The sequence below is a fragment of the Paraglaciecola sp. genome, assembly GCF_039943935.1.
Classification (GTDB): Bacteria; Pseudomonadota; Gammaproteobacteria; order Enterobacterales; family Alteromonadaceae; genus Paraglaciecola.
Window position 1 is genome coordinate 72,342 of the sequence record NZ_JBDUZQ010000024.1, and the last position, 24,851, is coordinate 97,192.

Sequence of the window (24,851 nt, forward strand, 5' to 3'; positions counted from 1 at the left end):
TGTTAGAGGGATTATCAGCTTACAGAGCAACACGGAGTTATTATGATTGTAAAAAAACTAAGAGATAAAAATGCGTGGTCTCAAGAACAACTTGCGGAATATTCTGGTTTAAATGTGCGCACCATTCAACGTGTTGAAAGCGGTCAAAAAACCAGTCTTGAAACACTAAAATGCCTTGCCTCTGTATTTGAAGTCGATATTTCAACACTAACAGAGGAAATTACCGTGATAGATAAAGAAACCGAAAAGTGGAAAAAATTACCATGGTGGTTTAGGGCGAATATGTTTGGTGTCAATTCTCGACGCCATGTCCTTATGATCGAGTTTATGCTCTTGATATTTGCATTTGCTTCTTGGGTCTTCTTTCCAAGCGTCATTGCAACATCCACTGCATTTTTTGCCGCATATCTAACGGGTTGGATCGTTAGGTATGGTGACAAAAATGATGCTTGGTAAAGTGACAAAAGCAGCCATACAAGTAGGTCTTTTCTAGTCTAGGCGAGCCTGCAGTCTACATTAAAAAACAATTATCAACTTAACCGATGTGTTTAGCACAATGCGGGATAAATCAATGAATCCAAAAGTTGAGGTTGATAACCATTTTAGCCGAAAATATAGAGTGAACCACCTCATGAAAAATAAAATAGAGAGAGCGAGAAAATATTATCAAGTGTTGTCAGTTCTGATAATACTTTTTGCAAGCATTGTTTCCTTCTCCAGTCTTGCTTTCCAAAGTCAGACTGAAAGACTACAAAACATCAGACAAACTATGGAAAAGCTAAGACAGGAGATGCAAATACCTGGTATGGCTTTGGTTATTGTCAAAGATGATGAGATAATTCTGGCTGAGGGATTTGGCTATGCTGATGTTGAAAATAAAACGCCAGTATCTCCGCAAACTAACTTTGCTATTGGGTCTACAACAAAAGCCTTTACAGCAACTCTAGCCGCCATGATGGTAGATGACAAGTCAATGTTATGGGATGACAAGGTGACCGACTATATTATTTGGTTCAAGCCAGAACTCGGGGAAGAAACAGGTAACCTTACGATTAGAGATATGCTTTCAAACCGAAGTGGTTTAGCGAGAAATGATGCGTTATGGGTGAGCGGAAACGTAACCAGAGAAGATATTCTAAGAGAATCGATGGATGCCATACCTTTGGGAAAGTTTAGAAAGAGCTTCCACTACAACAATGTGTTGTTTTCTGCTGCTGGTGAGGCTACTGCACGCGCTGCTAAAGCAATAAGTTGGGATAGCTTGTTACAAGAACGTATTTTTAAACCTCTCAAGATGAACAGTAGCACCTCATTAAATGACCAATCGGTAAATATGGCTTTAGGTTATCGTTGGCTTGAACATAGCCAAAGCTATGAACTGTTAAATAAAAAAAACCTAGACAATATCGCGGCAGCCGGCGGTATACACTCAAATATAATGGATATGGCGAATTGGTTGCGCTTTAACCTTAACAGAGGAAGCTTTGAAGGCACGCGACTGTTAAGTGAACCTCAATTTGAGCAACTCTGGCGACCTGTTATTCCTGTTTCTAAAGATAAACAGTACGCGCTAGGGTGGTTTATTGACTCATGGAACGGAAAAAAAGTTGTTGAGCATGGCGGAAGTATTCAAGGTTATGCGGCACAAGTTGCACTTATACCAGAAGAAGGCTTAGGCTTCGCACTATTAACAAACTCTACTATTACGCCGCTTCAACAAGGTTCAATGGAAGTTATTTGGAAAGGCTTACTGGGTAGTGATAACCCAAAGTCTAATATTTCTCAACAGAATCAACTTATGCAATATACTGGGCGTTATGTTGCCAATTTCGGGCCATTTAAAGAGACTGTTTTTACCGTTCAAGTTAACCTGCACGGTGAGCTGAGCGTCGATATACCGGGTCAAAAATTGTATGTTTTAAATGAGCCAGACGAGAGTGGCAAATGGTACTTACAATTAACGGACACTATTGCTGTTTCCTTTGCACAAATAGAAAATGAGCAGGCGAATTTAATGCGTTTGCACCAATCAGGTATGAATTTCGAACTGCCTCGAGAAGGTGTCTTAGTTCAAGATGACGTTGATATAGCGCAGTATGCCCCTTTTATTGGGCAATATACCCACGAAAAACTGCCCCAGCCGATTACGGTTTTAATCTCTAATGGCCGCTTGGCTGTCGATGTTCCCGGGCAAATGGTGTACGAATTGCACCCGCCGCAAAAAGATGGCCATCGCAATTTTCGAATTAGCGACACATTGAGTGCTAAGTTTTCCTTAAACAGCGAAAACAAAGGCGATACGGTTAGTATTTTTAGTAACGGCGAGAAACAGCTCACTGCACAACGAATAGACGACGCTATTGAGAAGCCCTTGCCGTCACATGATGACCTAATGGTATTGATGAACAGCAAGCAAAAGATAGCGACTTTTAGAAGGTGGGGAGCGTCAACAATGCGAGCAAAGGTATCAATGCAACAAGCCGGGTTATCAGGTTCGTTGGTGTTGCACTATGAATTAACGGATAGATACCTTAGCCGTATCGATTTCGGGAAACATGGCAAGATATCAACATTCTTGAATGAAAACTACGCAGCCCAAAGAATCTTTGGAGAAGATACTCAATTAAAGGGTGTCTATTTTGAGCAAGTAAAGAAGGATCATCCTTTGGTGAGTATTGACTGGTTGTCATATTACGACAGCGTTCATATTGCAGAGCGCAGCAATGTGCGAGGGCGAGATGTTTACTTGGTTGAGCTTAAAAAAGAGGGGCTTCCTCTTACGACGGCTGCTGTAGATACTGAAACCGGCGATATTATTCAGCAACACAGTCGATTTTTAGTACAAGGTGCTGGGTCTATACCAATGACCGTGACTTACTCAGATTTTCAAGAGCAAGACGGCATTCGTATGGCGAAAAAAATGAACGTATTTAATCCTAATACTGGCAATATGTTAATTGAATATGAATCATTAAAAACTGGCCAAGTGTTTAATCCCGACGTCTTTACACTGTAAAGACGGTGAGCGGATAAAGATAGGCAGTTAATAAACTGTCTATCTTCTACTCCAAATTAATGACAATTCAAATAAATGTCACATATTGTGGACGCGCTGCCCACTTATAGATGGCAGACTGAAGTAATGACAAAGCCTTTCTAGTGTTGAAAATTAGTCATTCGATACGATCTGCAAAGCGTTATATACCATCGGCAAATTACATAATCGCAAGCTCTTTTATAGTTTAGTTTTAAAACAGTCGAAGAGGCATATTTTCATGGGTCAACAAATAAAAAACATTCTAGTCATTGGCGCAAACGGTAAAACAGGTTCGCGCATATATCGACAATTAAAAGAAAAGGGATTATCGGTTAAAGGAGCAAGTCGTAATGGCGAAATTCATTTTGATTGGCAAGCGCCGGAAACATGGTCTGCTGCATTGCTACAAATTGATGCTGTTTATCTGACCTATTATCCCGATCTTGCAATACCCGAAGCGCCTGAAGATATATCGAAGTTTTGTGCTCTTGCAAAAATTAAAGGCGTCCAACATATCACTTTATTGTCAGGCCGAGGAGAACCAGCCGCTCAAGTTTGTGAGGAAATTGTGCAAAACTCTGGTTTGAGCCACACCGTTATAAGAGCGAGTTGGTTTAATCAAAACTTTAGTGAAGGTATGTTTAGAGAGTTTATTAATGCAGGCACTATTGCTTTACCTGTTGGCTCTGTTGGTGAACCATTTATTGATATCGACGATATCAGCGAAGTCGCAGTAGCATCACTGACTGATAGTCGACACAACGGCCAACTTTATGAAGTGACAGGGCCAGAGTTGCTGAGTTTTGCTCAATTGGCGGATATATTTTCTAAATACTTGCCAAAACCAATAAACTTTATTCAAGTAAGCCAAAAGAGTTTTGTATCGTCTCTAGAAAAAAATAGTGTAGACCCCAGTGCTATCGCTATGCTGAACTACTTGTTTACGGAAGTACTCGACGGAAGAAACGAGTTCCTTGGTAACGGTATTGAGAAAGCGCTTGGTCGCCCTGCTAAATCGTTTGACCGATTTGTTCAAGACAATCTAGAGTTGTTTAGCGGTGTAGAAAATGTCTAGTCTTATTATTGCTATATTTGAAGCAACTCTTCAACTGACAATGATCATTATGGTTGGCTTATATTTTGTCTTTAGCAATACCGTCATGCCTGTTTTAGCTAAGCATCATGATGGTGCCGCGACAATGATAAAAATAAACAAGAAGATATTAAATCCTTTGTTTATGATTTGCTTTATATCGTCAGGGCTAGCGGGGTTGTATTTCTTTTTGTTGCACACTGGTTTTTTAGCTGCTGCCGGAATTGTATTTTTTATTGGGACAACGATAGTGACTATTGTATTTAACGTCCCACTAAATGACCGTTTAAAAAATTCATTACCACAAAAACGAGACGAGGAATGGATAAAGTACTTGTCAAAGTGGGTGGCATGGAATCACGTCAGAACGTTAAGTGGCATCGTGTCAGCCTTTCTATTAGCCTTGTGATTTAGTTTTTATGATGAAAAAATTCATGTTAAAGCAGGCTGAAATTATTAGAAGGATTGCCCGTTAAATGACCGATAATCAGGTAGTGTGTATAATAGGTTAGTCCGAACAGAGGTAATAGAATTATGAATTTCGATTACAAAAGTAGAATAAACACGCCAATTAATGATGAACCGATTGGTAAGTTGTTAGATACTTTGCGTATGGAAAGCGCTTTTTTTACACAGTCATCACTGAGTTCTCCTTGGGGTATGAAAATGCCTCCTATGCACAATTGCATGATGTTTCATATGGTAATTGATGGAGAAGCTGTGTTTAAAATTGACGCAGACGAAATTATTCTCAAATCTGGGGATTTCATTCTTTTTCCTAAGGGAGAGGGTCATGCACTGAGTGATGGAAATTGTTTATCGTTTACACCCCTTGAGGACTTGCCTATAAAAGCAGTAACCGAACGTTACGAGACTCTGCTATTTGGCGGTGGTGGACAACAAACATCAATGATATGCGGTGTTCTGCTGTTCCAGCACCCACTTGCGATCAAGTTACTCGGTATACTTCCGTCACATATAATTATTCGAAACAGCGAACATAGTGCATCTAACACGATTGAAAATATAACAAACATGCTCGACCTCGAAACTAATGCCATAGGTATTGGCACCGAAGGAGTAATATCAAGATTAGCTGACATAATGGTCATCACTGCCATGCGACAGCATATGCTTGGACTCAGCGGTGATAAGCTAACATTTTTAGGGGCTTTAGAAGACGATCGAATTGGCAATGCTCTCAAACTCATTCATGACAAACCTGATCACCATTGGTCATTGGACGAATTGGCGACCAACGTTGGCATGTCAAGAACAAGCTTTGCTCAACAATTCAGGAAGCTAGTTGGCAATACACCCATGGAGTATTTAACCGAATGGCGTATGTCACTTGCATACTCAAAACTTCAATTGTCTAAAGACTCTGTATTAGTGATCGCACTCGACTTGGGCTACCAATCCGAAGCGGCATTTTCAAGGGCGTTCAAAAAAGTCATCGGCAAGAGCCCCATTGAAATTCGTAAAGTATATCAAGCATTGAGTGCTTAGATTTTAATTTAAATGTACTTTCTGCAAAGTACTCCATACGTTTTATCAACAATCTGATCCACCTGTTAGCTATTTTTAACCTAATTGGTTTGTGTAGGTGGATTTATGAAAAAATTGATTGTTTATTTTCTGATATTTATTGCTACAAGTGCTGCATGGGGCGGTTTCCGGCTGTCAGCTTTGATGCAAGGCTGGTTCCTCACGCCGTGGGCACAGCAACAAGACATTACTTCTTTTGCCAAACGTTTAAAGGTTGAAGTTAGCAATAACTATAAGGGTAATGCCGCCTACGCTTTAATAGAACAAGGTGAAATAGTAGATAAGCATTTTGTTTCTTATGGAATACCTGTTAATGAACAGTCTGTGTTTGGCGTTGCGTCTGTAGGCAAATGGATAACCGCGATGGGCGTTATGCGATTAGTTGAGCAAGGACTACTAGACTTAGATGAGCCTGTTTCAAGGTATTTAACTCGGTGGCAACTACCAAAGAGTCAGTTCGACAACGAGCAAGTAAGCTTGCGATTACTGTTAAGTCACACTGCCGGAATCGAAGACGGCCTTGGCCACAATGGTTTTCAACCTGGACAGCCCATCCAACCCCTGGTTGAACATTTAACGCTAGCAGCTGACGCTGACGAAGGGGTTAGTGCCCGCGTGATTGTCACGCAGAAACCCGGTGAGCAATGGCAGTATTCTGGTGGTAGCTACAACCTTATTCAGTTGATCATTGAAGAAATAACGCAACAGTCATTTAACGACGCGATGCAAGCACTGGTTTTCGAGCCACTTGCTTTGCAAAATACTTATTTTCAAGTCAATCGCAATGATCCTTTACTTGCAGAATACTTCGGTAAAGATGGACAAACTCAAGAGTATCCAAATTACACGTCTCTTGCAGCAACTGGGCTCTACTCTAATTTAGATGATATGCACAAACTTCTATTGGCCAATATGCACTCAAAGTCATTGCAAAAAGACAAAGAAAATTTACTGAGTCCTTCTAGCTTAATGCAGATGCAGAAACCGCAAGCTTATGTGAGTGGACAAGCAATTTGGGGAGCAGGCGTTATGCTATTTGCTCCTACTGATACAGGACATATTGTAGGGCATGGTGGAAAATCGCCATTTCTAAATGCAAGTGTTCGATTTGACGCTCAATCGGGAGATGGCTTCATTATGTTTCAAACTGGGAATGAAGAAGCCTTTGCATCAAATATGGCAACTCAGTGGACACTTTGGCAAACCGGCAAGCCTGACATTTATCTTGTGAACAGCAGGATGCCCCTTGTTATTCAAGATTTCTTAAAGGGGGGATTAGTAATTCTGTTAATGCTGATTGTTCATTGGATTTGGCGAAAAAAATACTTCAAGAGCAAGGCTTGAGGAGCTTTAAAAGCGCACTGTTAAAAGTGAAGTAGGTTTTTAATAGTAAGCTAATTTAATATTTATCATAACACTGGAGATAACAAATATGATTGATAAAAATTCTAATGAATGGCAAAGCGTGCCGCTATGGGTATCAATTGGGCTTTTGGGCTTTAAAGAGAAAAAATCGACTATCATCACTGTCGCGATGCTATTTTTATGCGGCATATTATTTTATGCAAACAGTGGTTGGGGAAGCCCAACTAGTTTATCGGCTTTTGCGTGGTTTGGTGCATACATTGGTGTCACTGGATGGTTCGCTCTTGCGGCAATTTGGGCGACCCAAAAAGGTCTTTGGAAATAAATACGCTAGCTTACTTAAATTGAAGAAATTTCATTTTACGTCTCCCCCTATGTTCTGGTGGACACGAACATCGTTGATAGGATAGTAATCAACTCAAGAGTTTTATATACGTAAATTTTACGTATATAAAACTTGTGCTTTTGGTACCGAATTTCGCTTAATATCTATCCCTATTTTAAAAAACCAAATTAACTGCAAAATACCAAACGAGGTTGTAAGTATATAATGGGCGGAAATCAAATTAGCTGCACCTATGAGTAAAACTAGGATAGATATTAACTACGAAGTTTTTTGTGCAAAAGTTGGTTCGACTATTACTTGGATATGAGGGGGTTACATCGGCTTCGATTGCGAATAACCGTTCACGCTAACTATCATTTTTCGGCAGTTTTCGTGCACAAAGTGGACGTTAAAAGTTGATTCGTTAAGTGCTTCAAATTGAACTCACAGCAGTTAGGAGACATTCAAGTGCGATACTTAAAAAACTCAAATTTAAAAATATTGAATGTTAAGGGCTTTTCGTTATCTAAATATAATCCTCATGTTACTCTAAGGCTTTCAGTCACCCAATAGTTGAGGATATCAAGATCATCTATGCTTGCAGGTCGCAGTGTTTCCATACTAAATCCAAGTAAAGTGTAGCGGTTTTTCCATCCAAGGGAAGTGAACAAGCGAAAAAGAAAACGGACATTGATACAATAATAGGTCATACTGTTTCTTTTCAACAACAAGTGTCCAGCGTTTTGCCTCTTCTGTCAATCGTCCATCTCTGACCAACCAATTTCCGCGAAATCCTTCGGGAGTAATATTGTAGATAGCTGACCAGTGACCGATCATCGCGACCAGAAGGCCATCCATCAATTGTCGATCCTCCTCAGTCAGATCTATTGAAGAAGGAATAGGCGCTTCAAGCTTCAACCCGCACAGTACTTTGCTCAGAGAGAGTGAGTCTGGGTAATTTGAAGTGGGGCCGTAAGCGAGGCAATTCAGATAGTGTACAGCCTTATCCTGATCTGAAGGTTTGATCGCATCATTCTCTAAAAACCCCAATCGTTCAAAGAGCATTTTAAGATAATTACTTGTGAGTACGAGCCCCGCGTTCCATATTGGTGTTCCAGTATTCATTTCTTTCCAGTTTTTACGTGCTAGTTTCGAGATCCTTACCCCTTAGGTTCCGTGATAAGGTCGGTCGAGGGGTGAGGCACTCGAACCCCGCAATCGTTTATTTCTTCAACTGCGATTCCCACTCCTGATAATCCTTTACGATAACCCGATACGTTTCATTATTCGAGTCGGTGATTTCTAAGACAATTTTCTGCACTCCGTGCTTTCCTTGGGAGATGCGTTTGATCTCACCCAATTTTAAATTGAATCCAAAGCTTTTCTCTTCCGCTTTCTGAGTATAGAAGATATAGACGCCCCAACCCAATAAACAATTTAGCTCAGCAGCATTAATTTGTTTAAAGTAGAGGGTGAACAAAACCAACACTCTGGAAAGAAAAAAATGATTACAGTAAACCCCAGTGCATAGCAACAACCACAGAAAAAAGCGCTTAGGGATACCATTAGGCGGTTTGTATTCATCGTTCACCTCAGACTTAGACGCATTCGATGGTGAATTAAACAGGGTCAAATAGAGGTGAATTTTTCTGAGTAATGCCTGCACACTTGTACAGGCATTTATTAAACCGTAGATATTGCTTTTTTTGTACTTATTTTGGAAACTTTTTTCAAAATAGCTATTTAACTCGATAAATCAGTACCTAAATATTGATACCACGGCAAATTCGGACCTTTTGGAACAATACCAGATGGATTCAAGGCTTTGATTGAATAATAACCTGCCTTAATATGATCAATGCGGGTGTTTTTAGCAAAAGCATCTATTTGAATTAAGCGTTCAAGATAGCTTGAAAGTGCTGGATAGTCTGATATGGCTTTGATATTCGTTTTAAACAAGCCGTAATATGCGGGATCAAAACGACTTAAGGTCACAAACAGCCTTATGTCACTTTCGGTCAACTGACCACCTACTGCATATTTGTTACTTTGAAAATGGCTTTCTAATTGATCTAAGCGCTTAAATAGAATATTGACGGCTTCATCATATGCATGTTGGCTTGAAGCAAAGCCAGCTTTATAGACGCCATTGTTAACACTGTCATAGATACTGCTGTTAAAGTCATCTATTTGATTTACTAACTTAGCAGGGTATAAGTCAATCGAAGATTGATGCACGGGGCGTAAATCTTCGTTGAAGATACGCAAAATATCGGCTGACTCATTGTTAATTATTTTCTTATCTCTAATATTCCAAAGTATAGGCACTGTAGCGCGTCCTGTGTATTGCTGATCTGTCATGGTATAAAGCTCATGTACATAATCAGCATTTTCAACAGCACTATGTGTTGACCCAAGTTGGGACCCAAATTTCCAGCCAAAGTCACCCAAAAAGGGTTCAGCTACCTTAACATCAACTATCTTTTCTAATCCCAATAGCGATCTTGCAATCAAGGTGCGAGTAGCCCAAGGACATATATAGGCTACATATAGTCTAAGACCTTTTTGCAAAGCCCCTTGGTGATCATTGATGCGGCTGATGAATGCGCTGCTTTGACGAACAAAGCGACCTTCCCGATCTTTTTGTTGAACAGGGTCCCATTTTTTTTCCCATTTTCCATTCACTAACATCATCTCACCTCGTTATGTTTTTGCACGACAATTTTCGACACAAAACGCTGTGTCATTGGCACTACAAATAAGCTTGCTGGAAAAGCCACCAGCATCGAAATAGCCCAAGCTTTTGGCCAGTTTAAAAATATTTCTAAAAGTATTGGAGTTTCAAAAGCCAACATGGTCAACGACATAAGCCCAGACATCAAAAAAGACATTACAAAAGAAAATGTGTGAAATTGCAGTTTATTCGGAATCATCTTTTCACCCTCTTTATGCTGATGTTAATTGTTTTTTTGTTAATTTAGCTAAGGCTACCTTGAGTTCTGCTGCTAGCGCTGGGTTTGATATTTCGTTTTTATCTACATCAAAGTTGTCGTAAAAACTGGGTATTGATACCGTCGCGAGTACGTTCCCTTTGAAAAAATGTGCAGACTCCCTGGCCAAACCTAAGACGCTACTTGCGCCACTTGCACCAGGTGATGCAGATAACATGACCACCGGTTTAGACTGGTAAACATCCATTCGCTTGCGCGAAGCCCAGTCGAAAAGGTTCTTAAAAGCGACTGTGTAATTTCCATTATGCTCGGCAAATGAAATTAACAAAGCATCGGCTTGCGAAATTTTATCTAAAAACTGAGATGCCGCTTCCGGAATACCTTGCTCTTTTTCAAGATCTTCACCGTAGATTGGCATTGTATAATCGTTAATATCTAAAATCTCCACATGGGCTTCCACCAGAGTGGATGAATAGCTCACGAGCGATTTATTGATAGATTTACGACTGTTACTTGCTGCAAACGCTAAAATTTTCATATTTATCTCCAAATTTAAGGTTAGGTAAAGTTGAGCTTTGTTATGCCAAGCTTCCAAACTTGCCGTTGGCAAAATCAGCTTCGACTTGAGCGATATCTGCTTGTGAACTCATAACGAAAGGACCTTTTTGAACGTAGGTTTCGTTTAGAGGTTTTCCTACTACAAGTGCAAAATGAGCGCTCTTTGAACCCGTGTTTTTAAGTGCAACATCGTTCCTGGTATTAGCCTGAAAGTCAGATAGGGCAATCGCTTGACCTTCTTGGATGTTTCTCTGTTGGCCGTTAACTGAGACCGAAAGCTCACCGGCTATCACGGTAATCCACACATTGTCACCGCCTTCTTGCTGATAAGTAAAAGAGACATTTGACTCAATGTAGCCATCAAGAATAGTCATAGGTAGTGCGGGAGACGCATGGCCTTTGATACCATTGCTTTCACCAAGCACGATGCGAACTCGATATCCTTCACCTTTAAGAGAGGGCATATCTTGCGCTTTAACATGTAGTGAATTTGGCTCACTGGTTTTTAGCTTAGAAGGCAAATTCACGAACACCTGTAGGCCATGTATTTTCGCACTTTGACGTGGTGCTTCATCATGAATGACACCAGCCCCAGCTTTTAACCAGTATAAATCCCCAGGCATTATGTCAAAGTCGTTGCCAAGAGAGTCTCTGTTATGTAAAGCGCCTCTGCTATCTTCAAAGATAACTGAAACGGCTGACATGCCAGCATGGGGATGAGCACCAAAGGTGGGTTTTTCCATGTGGTAATGATCAACCATGACAAGCGGATCCATTTGATGAGAGAAGTCTCTATCTCGATATGCTAAAGCCTTAAATCCATCTCCTATTTTGAACATTTCCCCAGTGCGTGACACCATGCTTTCAGATGCCAAAACACTATTTTCAATACTATTCACTGATACGGTACTCATATTTCACCTTCCTGATTTCATTTCCAACGCGATGGTATTATTCTAACGATGAAACGATAATCAGATAAAGATAGAAAATCAGAAACTTTCGTTCTATATCTGGAACAAAAGTAGGGGGATAAAGCACAATGATTGACTTAAATGACTACTACTATTTTGTTCATGTGGTTGAGAAACAAGGTTTCACACCTGCGGCAAACGCCTTGAATATGCCAAAATCCCGTTTGAGTCGTCATGTATCAAAGCTTGAGGAAAGATTAGATATAAAACTCATCCAACGTACCTCGCGACAGTTTAATGTGACAGAGACAGGTCTTGTTTTCTATCAGCATGCTCGCTCAGTACTTGATGAAATGGAAGCAGCAGAAGCTGCGATAGAAAGCCGAAAATCGACCTTAAGTGGTCATGTATCTATCAGTTGCTCTTTAGGCATTGCTTACTATGCGATAAAAGATTTGGTGACTAGTTTTCTGCAAGAGCACCCAAGTGTCGAAATTAGCCAGCAAGTAACTAACGAAAATATTGACTTAGTTGCTGCTGGTATTGATTTGGCAGTGCGTGGCCACAAGGAATCCTTGCCGGACTCGAGCATTGTTCAACGAAGTCTCTCGACTTTTTCATGGCATTTATTTGCAAGTCCTGCTTACTTGACTAAAGCAGGGGAGCCTAAAACACCTCAAGAATTACTCAATAGGCAGAGTTTGAAACTTGGCTGGCATCCCATAAGTGGCAAATGGGTACTACAAAACAAAGAAGGTGTGAAAACGACAGTTTTACATAGTCCGCAACTGTGTAGTGACGACATGGGCACCTTAAAGGCGGCTGCGTGTGAACACTTAGGTATAGTTAGTCTACCTGCCTATACATGCCGGCAAGAAATTGATAATGGCACTTTGGTTAGGGTGTTACCAGATTGGATATCGGGCAAGGCTCAGCTTAGTTTACTTATGCCTTCAAGGAGAACACAATCACCCTCAGCCAAAGCCTTGGGTGAATATTTACTAGATAAGGTGCATGAACAAACTGGTGATGATTAAGGTGATTAAACACATTTGGTTCTGGCGCTTGATTTTGCCTTTGCAAATTATGATATTTAAAATACTAGACTCGTCAAAGTACAGTGCTTAACATCACATAAGTGCAAGATAAACAATGCTGAAGCTAGATCCGAGAAAAAAGCTATTCGCAAGAGTCCTGACAAGCCACGGGTGATCGGCGTATGAAATCTTAAATTTTTTCGTCAAGACGACAACTAACCCCATTAAGCCAAACCATGGAGTGAAAAGAACATAAATCTCTTGATAAAATATCGATATGGCTAGGTCGTGCATTAAGCCACTGACGATAAATGTAACAAGGACGGAAATCCACTTTGGCAAGAATACTAAACTGGCTCTCATGACATATTTGGTGAGGTAAAAACTCCAAATTGGGTTCCAATAGTACCAAAACTTTGCAAAAGATTTTGCGCCTAATGAACGATATAGCATATTCCTAAATGAGCGTTTTGCACCCAGTGGGACACCATTTCTTTTCTTTACATATTCCGCCAAAGAGATACTTTTTCGCATATCACCAATACTCTCTAACCAGAGAAATCTTTGATTCTTTAAACCCAAATAACGCAAATTTCACATGATCTTTTTTCCAATGACCGTCCTTATCTAAAAAACCATATGAATATTCAACCGCCGCGTGGTTTTTCCCATAGATAATGTTTAATATTTTCCCTTGCATTCTTCTCTGTTCTTGATAAAAGCCTTTTTCATGCTGGCGAATAAATGCTTTGCGCCATTTGAGCTTGGTAAAATCTGCATCATATTCCTTATGTTCGTATTTAATATCATTGTGAAGTTGAGATAAAAATGTATCGATATCATCAACCTTAGACCCAAGCACAAAAATTTTGACAATATCGTTTAAATAACTCTCAATAAGATCTGTCTTACAATCATCGTTACAGGTGACTTCTTGAGCATTACTCAAAAAAGGTAGAAAGATAAGAGTTGCAAGCGTCAATAGTGTTTTCATGGATATCCTAAATTTGGTTATGGTCATATTTGCTTTTACTTAAGAAACTAATACTGGCATTTATATAAGTGGTTTTCGGATTACTTCATGGCCGTATGAATTATCGATAGCGCATAACCAGATGTTACCCTCTGATTTTTTGAACACATATGTTGCGCTGCGCTTAACAGCCGGAAAATTAGGGGCAGAAACAACTGTATGAGCCAAAACCAATGCTGTGTTTCCATTTTTTAGAACCTCTAATCCGTCTTGTTTTACTTTTAATCCCTGATCAAAATATTCACTTATTTTAATAAAGGCATTTTTAATTTGACACTTACCGATAGCGTTGCGACCAGGTTCAATTACCAGCAAAGCATCCTCAGTATAGAAAGACATCAATGTATCGAAGTCTTTCTCCATAATGGCCCTATCAGCCGCTTCAATTTGTTGCTAAATTGTATTTGAATTCATTGTTATTTTGCTCATCGTTTGCACTGTAAAGGTGGTATTTTTGTTTCCACATTGCCAGAACCATAATGTTTAACACTACTCTTTGGATTTTTCGCTACCGTAAATCGTCTCATTTCTGTCGATTTCAAAAAGGCTTTTTGGCATTGCTAATGAAACTATTAAGCTCGGAAATTGAGCGGATATGGTAAATGGTGCGTTTACCTTTGAAGTTTCTCAATTGTTCTTCAAAATCATCATTCCAAAATTGAGGACAAGCCTTCAATATCTTGTAAGTCTTAATGGTGCCTTTTATTATTGAACTACCTTCGGGCCACCCGTCAGGCTTTACAAACAATCCTTTTATGAGTCTTTTTGTTACTAGCCAATAAGTGGTGAAATACGGTAAATCGATGTAGACCAAAGTATCAGCAGCTTTTAGTCGAGCGTAGAAGGAATCTAAGGAATTTAGCGGTCCAAAACCTTCTATAATCCAACTTTTTTTAGTGATGATACTTTCATGTATAGCCTCGAATCTTTTCCGTGGAATTTCTTCTCCGTCAGATTGATAGAAGATCGAATCTATAGCATGTAGCTTGATCCCAGTTGAATAGGCTAGTTGTTTACTCAATGTTGACTTACCGTTAGCGGGCTTGCCAAATATTGCAATTTTTTGCATTGTTGCCTCTCATAGAGCTTAAAGTGAAACAGGATTGTTTTTGCGCAACTTAGTATTAAGCTTGCTAGTTAGGCGGGGCCATTTATTACTGTCTAAGCATAAGAAATATGCCCAGGCTACGAGGAATAGTTGCAAAGGTGTTCTAACTAACAAATAGATTGGTCCCCATTGATACCCGCCAAAGTCGTTTGCATTCATTGCTGAATAGACATTAGCCGGAAAGAACAAAACAAAAACGCATATCGCTATCATTGTCGCGTTATTTTGAAATCTCGGAGTAAACAGCGCAATGCTTATAAATAACTCAATTACACCTGTTACATAGACGACTGCTAACCGAAATGGCACCCATGTCGGCAACATTTGAATCATTTCATCGGTTTTAACAAAATGACCAATTGAGAAGAATAGAAAAGTGGCTCCCAAACCCCATAAGGCGTATTTTCGAACTGCTACTAATGTTCCTTTAACTAGCCCAATGAAATAGGCTATAGCTAAAGGTGATACAAGTAAAATGATGATAATTATTGGCGTTATCATAATATTAACTTCCTAAAGTGTTGACAAATAAGTGATAGTGTCACTTAACATTGATTACAAAACCGGTGTGTCGTTGATCATAAATTTGCTTTAGCTCAGTACTGCAATGGGTACGCTTCTTTTGGAGTTTTTCCCCGTTTTACCAAAAACCAAATAGCCAGTGATGTTTCGCCTAATAAGCTGGGTATGAGTAAAAATGACATAAAAAACCATTCATAGTCACTATAGTCCGACATACTAAATGTCATGGCCGAATCTAAGATATAGGCACAACCTGCCCACATGAGTAAAACAACAAGGAATTTGGGCCTCGGCAGCAGGAGCGCTAATAACAGTAGATGAAAGCCAAAGAAAAATAAGCCAATTAGCCAAATATTGTTAAATTGATTAACGGCCTGAAGAATGACTGCCTTCTCGGATAGTGACGGTATTGAAATCAAACTAAATATTGCAACACCCATAAAACAGGCATGCATAAAGCGAAATAGACAACATAGCTTAGTTAAAGTGTGTTCTTGATACAGTTCGTACAATACCCACGTTATCACTACGTCAAACACAACCGTTATCAAGAAAGCTAGAGCCCCGATTCTGATGAGTAAACTATTGTTCAGAACAATATTAATTGGATCGGCTTTAATCGACTCAATGACAAAAAAATTCGCAAATACTGCGGATATTAAGATAATGAAATAGCTAACTACAAATAACAAATAGAGATGTCTAGTGGGTATCTTTTTCATCGCATTCCTTAATTCATAAAACGTTTAATTCTGGCTATTCAAAAATGAATAAACCCGTATCGTAATGTAGTTTAATAAGTAACAAAAATTATTTATATAAGATTAATCAGGCTACAATTGGATTTCAATCGAATAAAATGCATAATATCTATTCAAATATGAATAGTAAAATTAAGGGGCTGGAATAATGGATTTTGATTGGAACAATGCAAAAGCGTTTATTTACACAGCTGAGGCTGGGTCGTTGTCATTGGCAGCAAAAAAAATGGGCGTTTCGCAACCAACAATGGGAAGACAAGTTGCTGCATTAGAAGAATCATTAAATTTACCTTTGTTTGAACGAACCAAGAACAAATTGCTTTTGACACCAAAAGGCCGAATTATTTTTGAACAGCTCAAGCAAATGCAAACCTTGGCAAGTGAAACAACCCTAAAGGCAGAAGGACTGTCCCATAATATTCAAGGCTCTGTCACTTTGTCTGTTAATCAATTAGATGCTATTTACAGAATACCGAGTTTTATTAGTAAGTTCAGACAAGAGCAGCCATCTATACAGGTGCAATTGAATGTATCCAATCTTAAAAGTGATTTACTAGAAAGAGAGGCAGACATTGCAATAAGAAACGTCCGTCCAAGCGAGGAAAACTTAATTGCTCGTAAACTCAAAACGGAATCTATATTTTTTTACGGCACGCCAAAACTACTGAGCAAATATGACACAGAAAATGATAAAGCACTTTCAAATATTCAGGTGATTGGATTTGAAGACAGTGCTTACTTTATCTCATATCTTGACGAAAAAGGTTGGGCTATTGCTGACAAAAACATTGCGATTAAGTCAGATTTTCAGCCATTCCATATCGAAATGGCAAAGCAAGGTTTGGGAGTGGCTGTTTTACCGCAATCAATTGGAGATAGCATTCCTGAGCTAGCACAGGCATTTAAAAATTTAGGTTCGGTCTTTGAGCTAGAACTATGGTTAGTATGTCATCAAGAGTTAAGAAGTAGCCGAAAAATTCGCTACCTTTTTGATTTTATTAGTCGTGAATTAGGCGAAAAATAAACTAATAAATAATTTATTAAAATTATCATGCTAAAAGCGTGTAGCGGCAAAATAAGCCAAATTTATGATGCACAAACGTTCGACTCACTATGTGCCACTATACTCATTAAAATTATCTCTGCTTAACGCAATATACTAGCTTTCAATTTACCTGAATAAGCATGCGCATCGCTAAGTTTGAATTAACGAAAAATGCATCACCTCCAAGATTGCTATTCATATTTGAATTAGTGGTGTGTATTTTCTTTACTTGAAACCACTCATTTGTATGAATATCCTTATAAAATTGAAATTTTTAAGTGTTTTCAATCAGATTTATACTAACGCCATTCAGACTTGAAGGCCTCTCTATTCCGCGAAATGTAGGTTATGAGGTAACAAACACTAATCGGTGGCTAAAACAAAATACTAATACTTTTGATAATGGCATAGGTAAGGTTAAGTACTCTGCTATTTGAGTAAACCTTAGATGCTACTAGCAAAATAGAAACAAAAATGGGAATAACAAATGAAATTAAAGAAGAAGCTTTTAATACTGTTATCGTGTGTCAGCTCGATACTGTACTCAACTAGCCTACTTGCGATAGAACATTCTGACCTCGTTGGGAGTTGGTCAGGTGAGCTAAAAGCAGGTATTCAGGAATTCCCACTGGTTTTTAACGTTCATCACCTAACGGTGAGTTAAAGGCAACCCTAGATAGCCCAAACCAAGGTGCTATGGGTATACCAGTGAGTGAAATTATTATTAAAGAATCTAAAATAGTTTTTGCAATAAACGCGGCTCAAGCCGAATTTATTGCAAATTAGACAGATGGTAAACAAAAGTTGAATGGTATTTGGAAGCAGGGTCCAAATGAACTCCCCTTATCTCTTACAAAAATGCAAGTAGTAACGTCCACTGACCCCATGATAAGACCTCAAGAGCCTAAAAAACCATACGGATATAAAGAGGAAATAGTTACGTTCACAAATTCAGAAGCCGATATAAAGCTTACCGGCACATTAACCACACCACTAAACGGTAGTAACTTTCCTGCGGTTGTATTGCTCACGATGCCAGTGCAGCAGTCGATTTTCTTGCAACACAAAAAAATATCGATACAAGTACCATCGGTCTTATCGGACACAGCGAGGGCGGTTTAATAGCGCCTATTACAGCAGACTTAAATTCTAAGGTTGGTTATATTGTGTCTCTTGCTGGACCTAGTCTAACAGGCAATGAAATTGCCATCACGCAAATAAAAGACACACGGCTGTCTATTGGCTTAGATATAGATACAGCGAATTTTGGTGCTCAAATCACTGCACAGTTAAATCATACTGTCTTAAATAATAAGGATAATACTCTTCTAAAGGACGAATTACTCGTTAGTTATCAAAAGGCCTGGGATGCAATACCAAAGCAATCGAAAGATAAACTAATGGCCAGAGGTGGAGGCCAATTGTCAGATGCTAGGCTTGAACAATTAAGTTCGAATTGGACAAAATATTTTTTAATGCATGACCACAAAATTTATCTGTCGAAATTAACGGTACCTACATTGGTGCTATATGGCAGCAAAGATACTCAATTAAACCCCATCACTAATATTCCGGTATTTGAGGAATTACTGGTTGGAAAAAATTCCTTTAACGAAGTTCACGTAATGGAAGGTTTGAATCATCTTTTTCAACCGGCGAACACAGGTTTAATGAACGAGTATGTATCAATACAGACAACGTTTTCACCATTAGCGTTGAATAAAATTGCAGTGTGAATTAAGCGCTTATCGGAATAAGTGTTGTTTGTCTATGTAAAAACTCGCTTACTCAGATTTCGTGTAGGTGTAGTGGCAGAATAAAGCCGTTCCTATAAAAACGACTAGAATGGAAGATTTCAGTTTCATGATATGCCAATAAGATAATTAAGTCGCGATAAAATTTTAGCGTTTATGATGTGAAGTAGATGTGAAAATAGAATATGTTGAGAGGTCAATCAGTGATGAACCAAGTCCTTTTGGCCCAATTCCATTGTCGTCAGCACATTATTAAAGATAATTTGAATAAGGACAGCGTACAAAATATCTTAAATTGGCATTTCAAATATAACAACACCAATGTTCATGAATACGAAGAACTACAGTGTCGTATCATACTCCTTTCGGTAAATATTTAAACCAATCAAGCTCGGGGCCTTGCGGCACAATCTGTGATGGATTTAAAGCCTTAATTGAGTAATAACCGGCTTTGATATGCTCTATACGAGTATTTTTTGCAAACGCCTCAATTTTTAATAAACGCTCTAAATAAGCTGATATCGCTGGGAATTCGCCAATCGATTTTATATTCGTTTTAAATAATCCATGATAAGCAACATCAAAACGTGTCAACGTAACAAACAATCGAATATCACTCTCCGTTAATTGCTTACCCACTGCATAATCATTGTTTTGAAAATGTGTCTCTAAGGTTTCCAATCGTTCAAATAACGACACTATAGCTTCATTATAAGCTTGTTGGCTTGATGCAAAGCCAGCTCGGTAAACGCCGTTGTTTACGCTTTCATAAATACTATTGTTAAAAGCGTCAATATCTTCTTGGCGCTCTATTGGGTAAAGATTAATGTTTGAATGATGTATAGACCTTAAATCCTCATTAAAAATATGCAATATGTCGGAAGATTCATTGTTAATGATCTTATTGTTTTGTATGTCCCAAAGAATTGGCACTGTAGCACGACCTGTATATTGATCATCGGTAATGGTATAAAGTTGGTGGGCAAATTCTAAACCTTCAATACCACTTTTAGTTGCCCCTGGAAATGAACCGAACTTCCACCCCAAATCTCCCAGTTGAGGCTCAACTACTTTTAGCTCAATTGCCTGCTCTAAGCTTAGTAAAGAGCGAGCGATAAGCGTACGGGTGGCCCAAGGACAAATATAAGCGACGTATAGTCTAAGGCCTTGTTCAACTGCTGATTCTGCATCAGTAATTCGCTGTGTAAAGACGCTACTTTGACGAATAAAGCGACCTTCACGGTCTTTTTTCTGTACTGGATCCCATTTACTTTGCCATTTTCCGTTAACTAACATGATATTTTCTCTATATTTTTATGCGCTTCGCCGTCAGGCTAAAAACGCATTGTTTACATGATTTCAAAATTTGCACGTATTTATTGTTTTCTATTTGGTATTTAACAAAGCACTAAGTTTATTGTCGATTGACAAAGCACCACCACCTTGGATAGTTAATGCAACTGTTGCAGCTAAAAGGCTTAATGCGAATTCGTAACCGTTATTACTCATGAACAAGCCATTTGCGATGTGCACACTAAAAATAGCCACCAACATGGTAAATGCACTTAATGCGGCGGCGGGTCTGGTTGCAAAACCCAATAATAATGCTATTCCGCCAAAGAACTCTGCGCTCCCGGCCAACAATGCCATTAGAAACCCCGGAGCTAAACCAATGCTTGCCATCCATTGTCCCGTGCCATCAAGACCATAACCGCCAAACCAACCAAATAGTTTTTGTGCCCCGTGAGCTGCCAAAATGATGCCAACAGGAATACGTAAAGCCAGAGATCCTGCGCCTGCGTTTGATATAAGTAATTTATTCAGTGTTAATTTATTCATTGTTTTTTCCTCTTCAGATTTAAGTTTTGTGTTTAATTAATTTTAGCTTGAAACAAGATTACCTTTATAATAAACATTGATAAATGCTATATTTATTGAATGATTACCAACACAGTATTTGTAATAGGTGAATTATAGGGTGACTTATGGATAGGATAGAAACGATGAAAGCCTTTATCTCTGTATCAGAAGAAGGTGGGTTTACTCGTGCAGCAGATAAGCTCGAAATGTCAAATCAATTAGTCAGCAAATATGTCTCAGATTTAGAAGAATACTTAGGGGTCAGGTTGCTTAACCGCACGACTCGCTCGGTCAGTCTAACTGAAGCTGGAGAACAATGTGTACTCCATATTAAGCAAATACTTGAACGTATAGGAGATATGGAAAGTGGGCTTGGAGACTTAAAAAACCAAGCTCAAGGCCTATTGCGCATTAACGCGCCTGTTTCATTTTCAATAAAGCACTTGTCAATATTAATTAGTGACTTCAAAGAGCAGTATCCATTGGTGGGTATAAACTTACAGTTAAATGATCGAAAAGTTGATGTCGTTGACGAAGGGTTTGATTTAGCTTTGAGAATTGGGCATTTAAAAAGCTCTTCATTAATAGCAAAGCGAATAACAACAATACGGCTGGTGCTAGTTGCTTCACCAGAGTACTTAGAAAAATATGGGACACCTGAACATCCGAAACAGCTTATACCGGCGCACTATCTCCACTATGACTACATGTCTTATGATCATCCTTCAAACCCACTTTTTGATACCCTCAAGCAATCGATAAAAGACCAAGCTACGAGTATTTCGAGTAATAATGGAGATATTTTGGTAAATGCAGCAATAGCTGGGCAAGGATATGCACTTCAGCCCACATTCCTTGTAGGCGAAGCAATAAAGCACGGGAAATTAAAAATAATATTGAAGGAGTATGAACCTGACGCAATGGGGCTATATGTTGTTTATCCTCATAGAAACTTGATGGCCAACAAACTCCGAACATTTATTGACTTTATCAGCAGATATTATGGCGACACACCTATCTGGGACCAGTTTTAACATTACAATTTGTGAATAGGTTAACACCTAAATATCGTATCGTCATAGGTGTTAGTGATGTTTCAAAAGCATCTACATGCAAAGTAATAAACCAGAAGCAACACCACTAACTGTGCGTACATGGTTCCAAACGACCCATTTAGATAGGTATTCTTTGCAGCTTTTATTTTGGGTTCTTGTGCATCTTTCAGCTTGTCATTAAGCGGTACATTGAACACAGCGGTTACTGCAACAGTTCCAACAAAGAAGATAATACCAGCTGCCGATATAAACCCTGTGCTTACGAAAAATAAACTCAGGCTACGAATTTTCTGTTAATGAGCGTTTTACAATCACGTTTGTAAATATGATTGGAGTAATACTGATAGCTTTGCCTTACATTGGAAGTTTTCTGAGTAAAGTTGAAAATAACACAGTTAGAACATTTCTCGATTTGCCAGCTAAAGATTCTAAATTAACCTTTTCAACTTACTCGGGTTCTTTAAGTGATCAAGCTCTAGCCTCATTCCTAGCTACCATTCTTATTGTGACGGGACGAGAGGCTATTAGTGAATACCATTTGTTTCTTGCCGGTCTTATGGCATAACCTAAAAAGAAGGTCATGGTTTTACGGCCACCGGCGATAGAAGCGTGAATTCGTAAGCTTTTATCTGCCGTTAATGCCGCAACTTTTTGGGTAATAAAGTCAGCTAAGGCTTGCTGGTCTTCTATGGTTCTGGCATCGTCTACTTTTGTACCTGAAGCATCTGGCACGACTAAAATCTGTTCGTCACTAAATGAGGGTACTGTTAAGTTGTACTCTTGGCATAGTGCCGCTAGCTTTCCCTCAGAAAGTAAATTTAGCCTAGCTTCTTCGCTGCCTTTTAAGGTGGTAATTATTTGTATTTCATCAGGCCAGTCTAACCCTTGTTGATAAATAACAAATAAGGTTTCGGTGACAACTTGCGAAGAAATACCGGTAACAGCTAACAATAAAGTACGATTTGGCCCAGACATAAAAACTCCATAAGATTCATCCAGTAATTGGGCATCCATGCCCTAGCTTATCCTAAGCTTCGTTCCAATCACATCCTGTTGATAGATATATTAAACACATAAATTAAAAAATAGTTGGCTGACAAACTTGTCAATAGTGAGAACTCCTAACTAACAAACTACTCATCTATGAGAATTTGTAATATTTCTCGGTGCCGTAGCACTTAATACCCGTGGGTTTATAAAAGCCGTTCCGGCTTTTCCCAAGATCCTTGTATGAATTCGGGTGATAATTTCACTACCTTTGTACTTTATGCCTTTGAGTTTAAAAGTGAATAAACCGTCAAACCGACTCGTTTTTAAAAAACAGTTCTTATCTTGAGGTCATAAAAACTCACCGATTGAGCTCTTAGACAGCCTCAGAAACAAAAAGCTTAGACCCCAACTTCCACACAGGTATTTTTGTTATCTTCCCTTGTACGTAAGATTATATTCAAATAACACCTTGTAAAAAATTTACCCGTACAATTTTGCATTGAAAAGTTAAGTCAGAGAAATTTTTATAATGATCCTTAAGGACAAGCAAATAATTAATGCTGTTGACCCACGCACGCTAGCCGGCCAACAACAAGAAAAGGACGTGGCGTTTTACTTAAGAAGAGCCTTCAAAGACCACAAAAATGTACATGTTATAAATGACTTTAAGTTTACTCATAACGGTGAGAATGCCCAGATTGACCATTTAATTATCTACCCGTTCGGTTTCGTTTTAATTGAATCCAAGAGTATTAACGGCGAAGTCAATGTTAATAAAGAAGGCGAATGGTCAAGGACCGTTGGAAATAAATGGGTCGGCATGGCGTCTCCAATAAAGCAGGTTGAGTTGCAACAAAAACTACTTAAAGAGTACCTACAAGAGCATCGATTAGACATTCTACCCAAACTATTTGGAATTAAAGCTCAAGGCTTTGGTATGCGTTGTTGGCACAATATGTGTGCAATATCGAGCAATTCCATAATCGCTAGAAACAGCATTCCTAAAACCATATCGGAACAAGTAGTCAAAACGGAATTCATACCCGATAAGCTCAAAAAGGTGATGAAACTAAGGAGCAAAATTGTATCAACTTTGACACTTGATAGTAGAGCAGAATTTAACCAAGATGAACTACAATCAATCATCAGTTTTTTGCTTAAAAAACAAGAACCATTACCAAACAAAGTAGACATTAAGCCTACCTTCTGTGAAGTTTCTCGCGAGCCATTTCTCAAATGTAAAAAGTGTAATGAAACACACAACCTGACACCACAATATGGACGCTATGGCTACTTTGCTAAATGTCATGTATGTGACACCAACACATCATTGAAAATGCCCTGCCCTGAATGTAAGAGCAAGAATACTAAGGTCTCAAAAAACAAAACAGTTTACTCACTAATTTGCTCAGACTGTCATTCAAAAACGCAAATCATCTAAATATTTCGGAAAGATAAAATGAGGGAATTTTTCGGCTATGTTTAACCAGAAATCAAACTGTTTTGTAATGTTTGGATATTCATACCCAAGCCAATTAGAGTGACTGTCTGTTAGGGCCAATGTTTTAAAATATATTTATGATTTTTATATGTTATTTGTAAGGATACTTCAGACTTTTCTCCCTGATACTTATAACAACTTTTTAGCTGCTTGCTTTCTCAGTCCTGAAAAATTGCCTCCGCCACGTAGACTGGAAAGTTACTGGGAATTTTACCTTCGACTTGAGCAATAGCGTTGTCAACATTACCGATAAAGTATCCATAGTGCGAAGCGGCGCAGATCCATTCAAGATATAACTATAGACCTATACCCCAAGCTTAAATATACCCTTAATGGTATATATGCCAAATTATACCGTGCGGGGTATTGCCTTTTATCTTAAAGACATGAATGA

General features: G+C 38.8%; 28 protein-coding genes. 14 read left to right on the forward strand and 14 right to left on the reverse strand.

The window, feature by feature from the left end:
- The first annotated feature begins 42 nt into the window (after positions 1–42).
- From ABJD71_RS16825 to ABJD71_RS16855, 7 genes are all read left to right on the forward strand, one after another.
- Positions 43–456: a helix-turn-helix transcriptional regulator gene (locus ABJD71_RS16825; protein ID WP_348172137.1), complete on the forward strand. Its 414-nt coding sequence runs from the start codon at positions 43–45 to the stop codon at positions 454–456.
- A gap of 115 nt (positions 457–571) precedes the next feature.
- The gene (locus ABJD71_RS16830) at positions 572–3,016 is read left to right on the forward strand and encodes a serine hydrolase domain-containing protein (protein WP_348172140.1); all 2,445 of its coding nucleotides are present in this window, start codon (positions 572–574) and stop codon (positions 3,014–3,016) included.
- A gap of 259 nt (positions 3,017–3,275) precedes the next feature.
- Positions 3,276–4,112 (forward strand): NmrA family NAD(P)-binding protein, encoded by an 837-nt coding sequence (locus ABJD71_RS16835; protein ID WP_348172143.1) that lies wholly within the window; start codon positions 3,276–3,278, stop codon positions 4,110–4,112.
- Positions 4,105–4,539 carry an anthrone oxygenase family protein gene (locus tag ABJD71_RS16840; protein WP_348172146.1) on the forward strand — a complete coding sequence of 145 codons (435 nt, stop codon included), beginning with the start codon at positions 4,105–4,107 and terminating at the stop codon, positions 4,537–4,539. Before ABJD71_RS16835 ends, ABJD71_RS16840 begins: the two co-directional genes overlap by 8 nt.
- Before the next feature lie 125 nt (positions 4,540–4,664).
- Entirely contained in the window at positions 4,665–5,639 is a 975-nt protein-coding gene (locus ABJD71_RS16845; protein WP_348172149.1) for an AraC family transcriptional regulator, read from the forward strand.
- Between the two features lie 105 nt (positions 5,640–5,744).
- Complete coding sequence (locus ABJD71_RS16850) at positions 5,745–7,022, forward strand: serine hydrolase domain-containing protein (RefSeq protein ID WP_348172152.1); 1,278 nt, start codon at positions 5,745–5,747, stop codon at positions 7,020–7,022.
- An 88-nt stretch (positions 7,023–7,110) separates the two neighbouring features.
- Positions 7,111–7,368, forward strand: a complete 258-nt coding sequence (locus ABJD71_RS16855) for a hypothetical protein (RefSeq protein WP_348172155.1) — start codon at positions 7,111–7,113, stop codon at positions 7,366–7,368.
- 621 nt (positions 7,369–7,989) lie between these two features.
- Here ABJD71_RS16855 and ABJD71_RS16860 read toward each other — a convergent pair.
- The 6 genes from ABJD71_RS16860 to ABJD71_RS16885 all read right to left on the reverse strand — a co-directional run bounded on the left by ABJD71_RS16860 (position 7,990) and on the right by ABJD71_RS16885 (position 11,791).
- On the reverse strand, positions 7,990–8,493 hold the full coding sequence (locus ABJD71_RS16860) for a contractile injection system tape measure protein (protein ID WP_348172158.1): 504 nt from the start codon (positions 8,491–8,493) through the stop codon (positions 7,990–7,992).
- A 97-nt stretch (positions 8,494–8,590) separates the two neighbouring features.
- Positions 8,591–9,034 (reverse strand): hypothetical protein, encoded by a 444-nt coding sequence (locus ABJD71_RS16865; protein WP_348172161.1) that lies wholly within the window; start codon positions 9,032–9,034, stop codon positions 8,591–8,593.
- 77 nt (positions 9,035–9,111) lie between these two features.
- Positions 9,112–10,062 (reverse strand): glutathione S-transferase C-terminal domain-containing protein, encoded by a 951-nt coding sequence (locus tag ABJD71_RS16870; protein WP_348172164.1) that lies wholly within the window; start codon positions 10,060–10,062, stop codon positions 9,112–9,114.
- Positions 10,059–10,301, reverse strand: coding sequence for a DUF2798 domain-containing protein (locus ABJD71_RS16875; RefSeq protein WP_348172167.1), 243 nt, complete (start codon positions 10,299–10,301; stop codon positions 10,059–10,061). The genes ABJD71_RS16870 and ABJD71_RS16875 overlap by 4 nt, the downstream gene beginning before the upstream one ends.
- 13 nt (positions 10,302–10,314) lie before the next feature.
- The gene (locus ABJD71_RS16880) at positions 10,315–10,857 is read right to left on the reverse strand and encodes an NAD(P)H-dependent oxidoreductase (RefSeq protein WP_348172170.1); all 543 of its coding nucleotides are present in this window, start codon (positions 10,855–10,857) and stop codon (positions 10,315–10,317) included.
- A 40-nt stretch (positions 10,858–10,897) separates the two neighbouring features.
- The gene (locus ABJD71_RS16885; RefSeq protein ID WP_348172173.1) at positions 10,898–11,791 is read right to left on the reverse strand and encodes a pirin-like C-terminal cupin domain-containing protein; all 894 of its coding nucleotides are present in this window, start codon (positions 11,789–11,791) and stop codon (positions 10,898–10,900) included.
- A gap of 128 nt (positions 11,792–11,919) precedes the next feature.
- Between ABJD71_RS16885 and ABJD71_RS16890 the strand changes: the two genes are divergently transcribed.
- Entirely contained in the window at positions 11,920–12,828 is a 909-nt protein-coding gene (locus ABJD71_RS16890) for a LysR substrate-binding domain-containing protein (RefSeq protein ID WP_348172176.1), read from the forward strand.
- 535 nt (positions 12,829–13,363) lie between these two features.
- Here ABJD71_RS16890 and ABJD71_RS16895 read toward each other — a convergent pair.
- From ABJD71_RS16895 to ABJD71_RS16915, 5 genes are all read right to left on the reverse strand, one after another.
- Positions 13,364–13,822, reverse strand: a complete 459-nt coding sequence (locus ABJD71_RS16895; RefSeq protein WP_348172179.1) for a hypothetical protein — start codon at positions 13,820–13,822, stop codon at positions 13,364–13,366.
- 60 nt (positions 13,823–13,882) lie between these two features.
- Positions 13,883–14,248: a DUF4440 domain-containing protein gene (locus ABJD71_RS16900; protein WP_348172663.1), complete on the reverse strand. Its 366-nt coding sequence runs from the start codon at positions 14,246–14,248 to the stop codon at positions 13,883–13,885.
- A 151-nt stretch (positions 14,249–14,399) separates the two neighbouring features.
- Positions 14,400–14,930 (reverse strand): adenylate kinase, encoded by a 531-nt coding sequence (locus ABJD71_RS16905; RefSeq protein ID WP_348172182.1) that lies wholly within the window; start codon positions 14,928–14,930, stop codon positions 14,400–14,402.
- A gap of 18 nt (positions 14,931–14,948) precedes the next feature.
- A complete protein-coding gene (locus ABJD71_RS16910; protein WP_348172185.1) occupies positions 14,949–15,470 on the reverse strand; it encodes a hypothetical protein in 522 nt (173 codons plus the stop codon).
- Positions 15,471–15,565: 95 nt separating this feature from the next.
- Positions 15,566–16,213: a DUF4386 domain-containing protein gene (locus ABJD71_RS16915; protein WP_348172188.1), complete on the reverse strand. Its 648-nt coding sequence runs from the start codon at positions 16,211–16,213 to the stop codon at positions 15,566–15,568.
- Between the two features lie 187 nt (positions 16,214–16,400).
- Here ABJD71_RS16915 and ABJD71_RS16920 point away from each other — a divergent pair, with 187 nt between their 5' ends.
- The 4 genes from ABJD71_RS16920 (at position 16,401) to ABJD71_RS16935 (ending at position 19,033) form a co-directional block, all read left to right on the forward strand.
- A complete protein-coding gene (locus ABJD71_RS16920; RefSeq protein WP_348172191.1) occupies positions 16,401–17,276 on the forward strand; it encodes a LysR family transcriptional regulator in 876 nt (291 codons plus the stop codon).
- A gap of 508 nt (positions 17,277–17,784) precedes the next feature.
- Entirely contained in the window at positions 17,785–17,961 is a 177-nt protein-coding gene (locus ABJD71_RS16925) for a hypothetical protein (protein WP_348172194.1), read from the forward strand.
- Positions 17,962–18,101: 140 nt separating this feature from the next.
- On the forward strand, positions 18,102–18,419 hold the full coding sequence (locus tag ABJD71_RS16930; protein WP_348172197.1) for a hypothetical protein: 318 nt from the start codon (positions 18,102–18,104) through the stop codon (positions 18,417–18,419).
- A 44-nt stretch (positions 18,420–18,463) separates the two neighbouring features.
- Positions 18,464–19,033 carry a hypothetical protein gene (locus ABJD71_RS16935; RefSeq protein ID WP_348172199.1) on the forward strand — a complete coding sequence of 190 codons (570 nt, stop codon included), beginning with the start codon at positions 18,464–18,466 and terminating at the stop codon, positions 19,031–19,033.
- Positions 19,034–19,405: 372 nt separating this feature from the next.
- Here ABJD71_RS16935 and ABJD71_RS16940 read toward each other — a convergent pair whose 3' ends face one another.
- Together ABJD71_RS16940 and ABJD71_RS16945 are read right to left on the reverse strand one after the other, a co-directional pair.
- Entirely contained in the window at positions 19,406–20,347 is a 942-nt protein-coding gene (locus ABJD71_RS16940; protein WP_348172202.1) for a glutathione S-transferase C-terminal domain-containing protein, read from the reverse strand.
- 90 nt (positions 20,348–20,437) lie between these two features.
- The gene (locus tag ABJD71_RS16945) at positions 20,438–20,890 is read right to left on the reverse strand and encodes a DoxX family protein (RefSeq protein ID WP_348172205.1); all 453 of its coding nucleotides are present in this window, start codon (positions 20,888–20,890) and stop codon (positions 20,438–20,440) included.
- A gap of 146 nt (positions 20,891–21,036) precedes the next feature.
- Here ABJD71_RS16945 and ABJD71_RS16950 point away from each other — a divergent pair, with 146 nt between their 5' ends.
- Positions 21,037–21,945 (forward strand): LysR family transcriptional regulator, encoded by a 909-nt coding sequence (locus tag ABJD71_RS16950; protein WP_348172208.1) that lies wholly within the window; start codon positions 21,037–21,039, stop codon positions 21,943–21,945.
- 489 nt (positions 21,946–22,434) lie between these two features.
- Here the strand turns inward: ABJD71_RS16950 and csm6 are convergent, their stop codons facing one another.
- The gene (gene csm6 / locus ABJD71_RS16955) at positions 22,435–22,980 is read right to left on the reverse strand and encodes a CRISPR-associated ring nuclease Csm6 (protein ID WP_348172211.1); all 546 of its coding nucleotides are present in this window, start codon (positions 22,978–22,980) and stop codon (positions 22,435–22,437) included.
- 505 nt (positions 22,981–23,485) lie between these two features.
- Between csm6 and ABJD71_RS16960 the strand changes: the two genes are divergently transcribed.
- Positions 23,486–24,397 (forward strand): nuclease-related domain-containing protein, encoded by a 912-nt coding sequence (locus ABJD71_RS16960; protein WP_348172214.1) that lies wholly within the window; start codon positions 23,486–23,488, stop codon positions 24,395–24,397.
- The last annotated feature ends 454 nt before the right edge of the window (positions 24,398–24,851 follow it).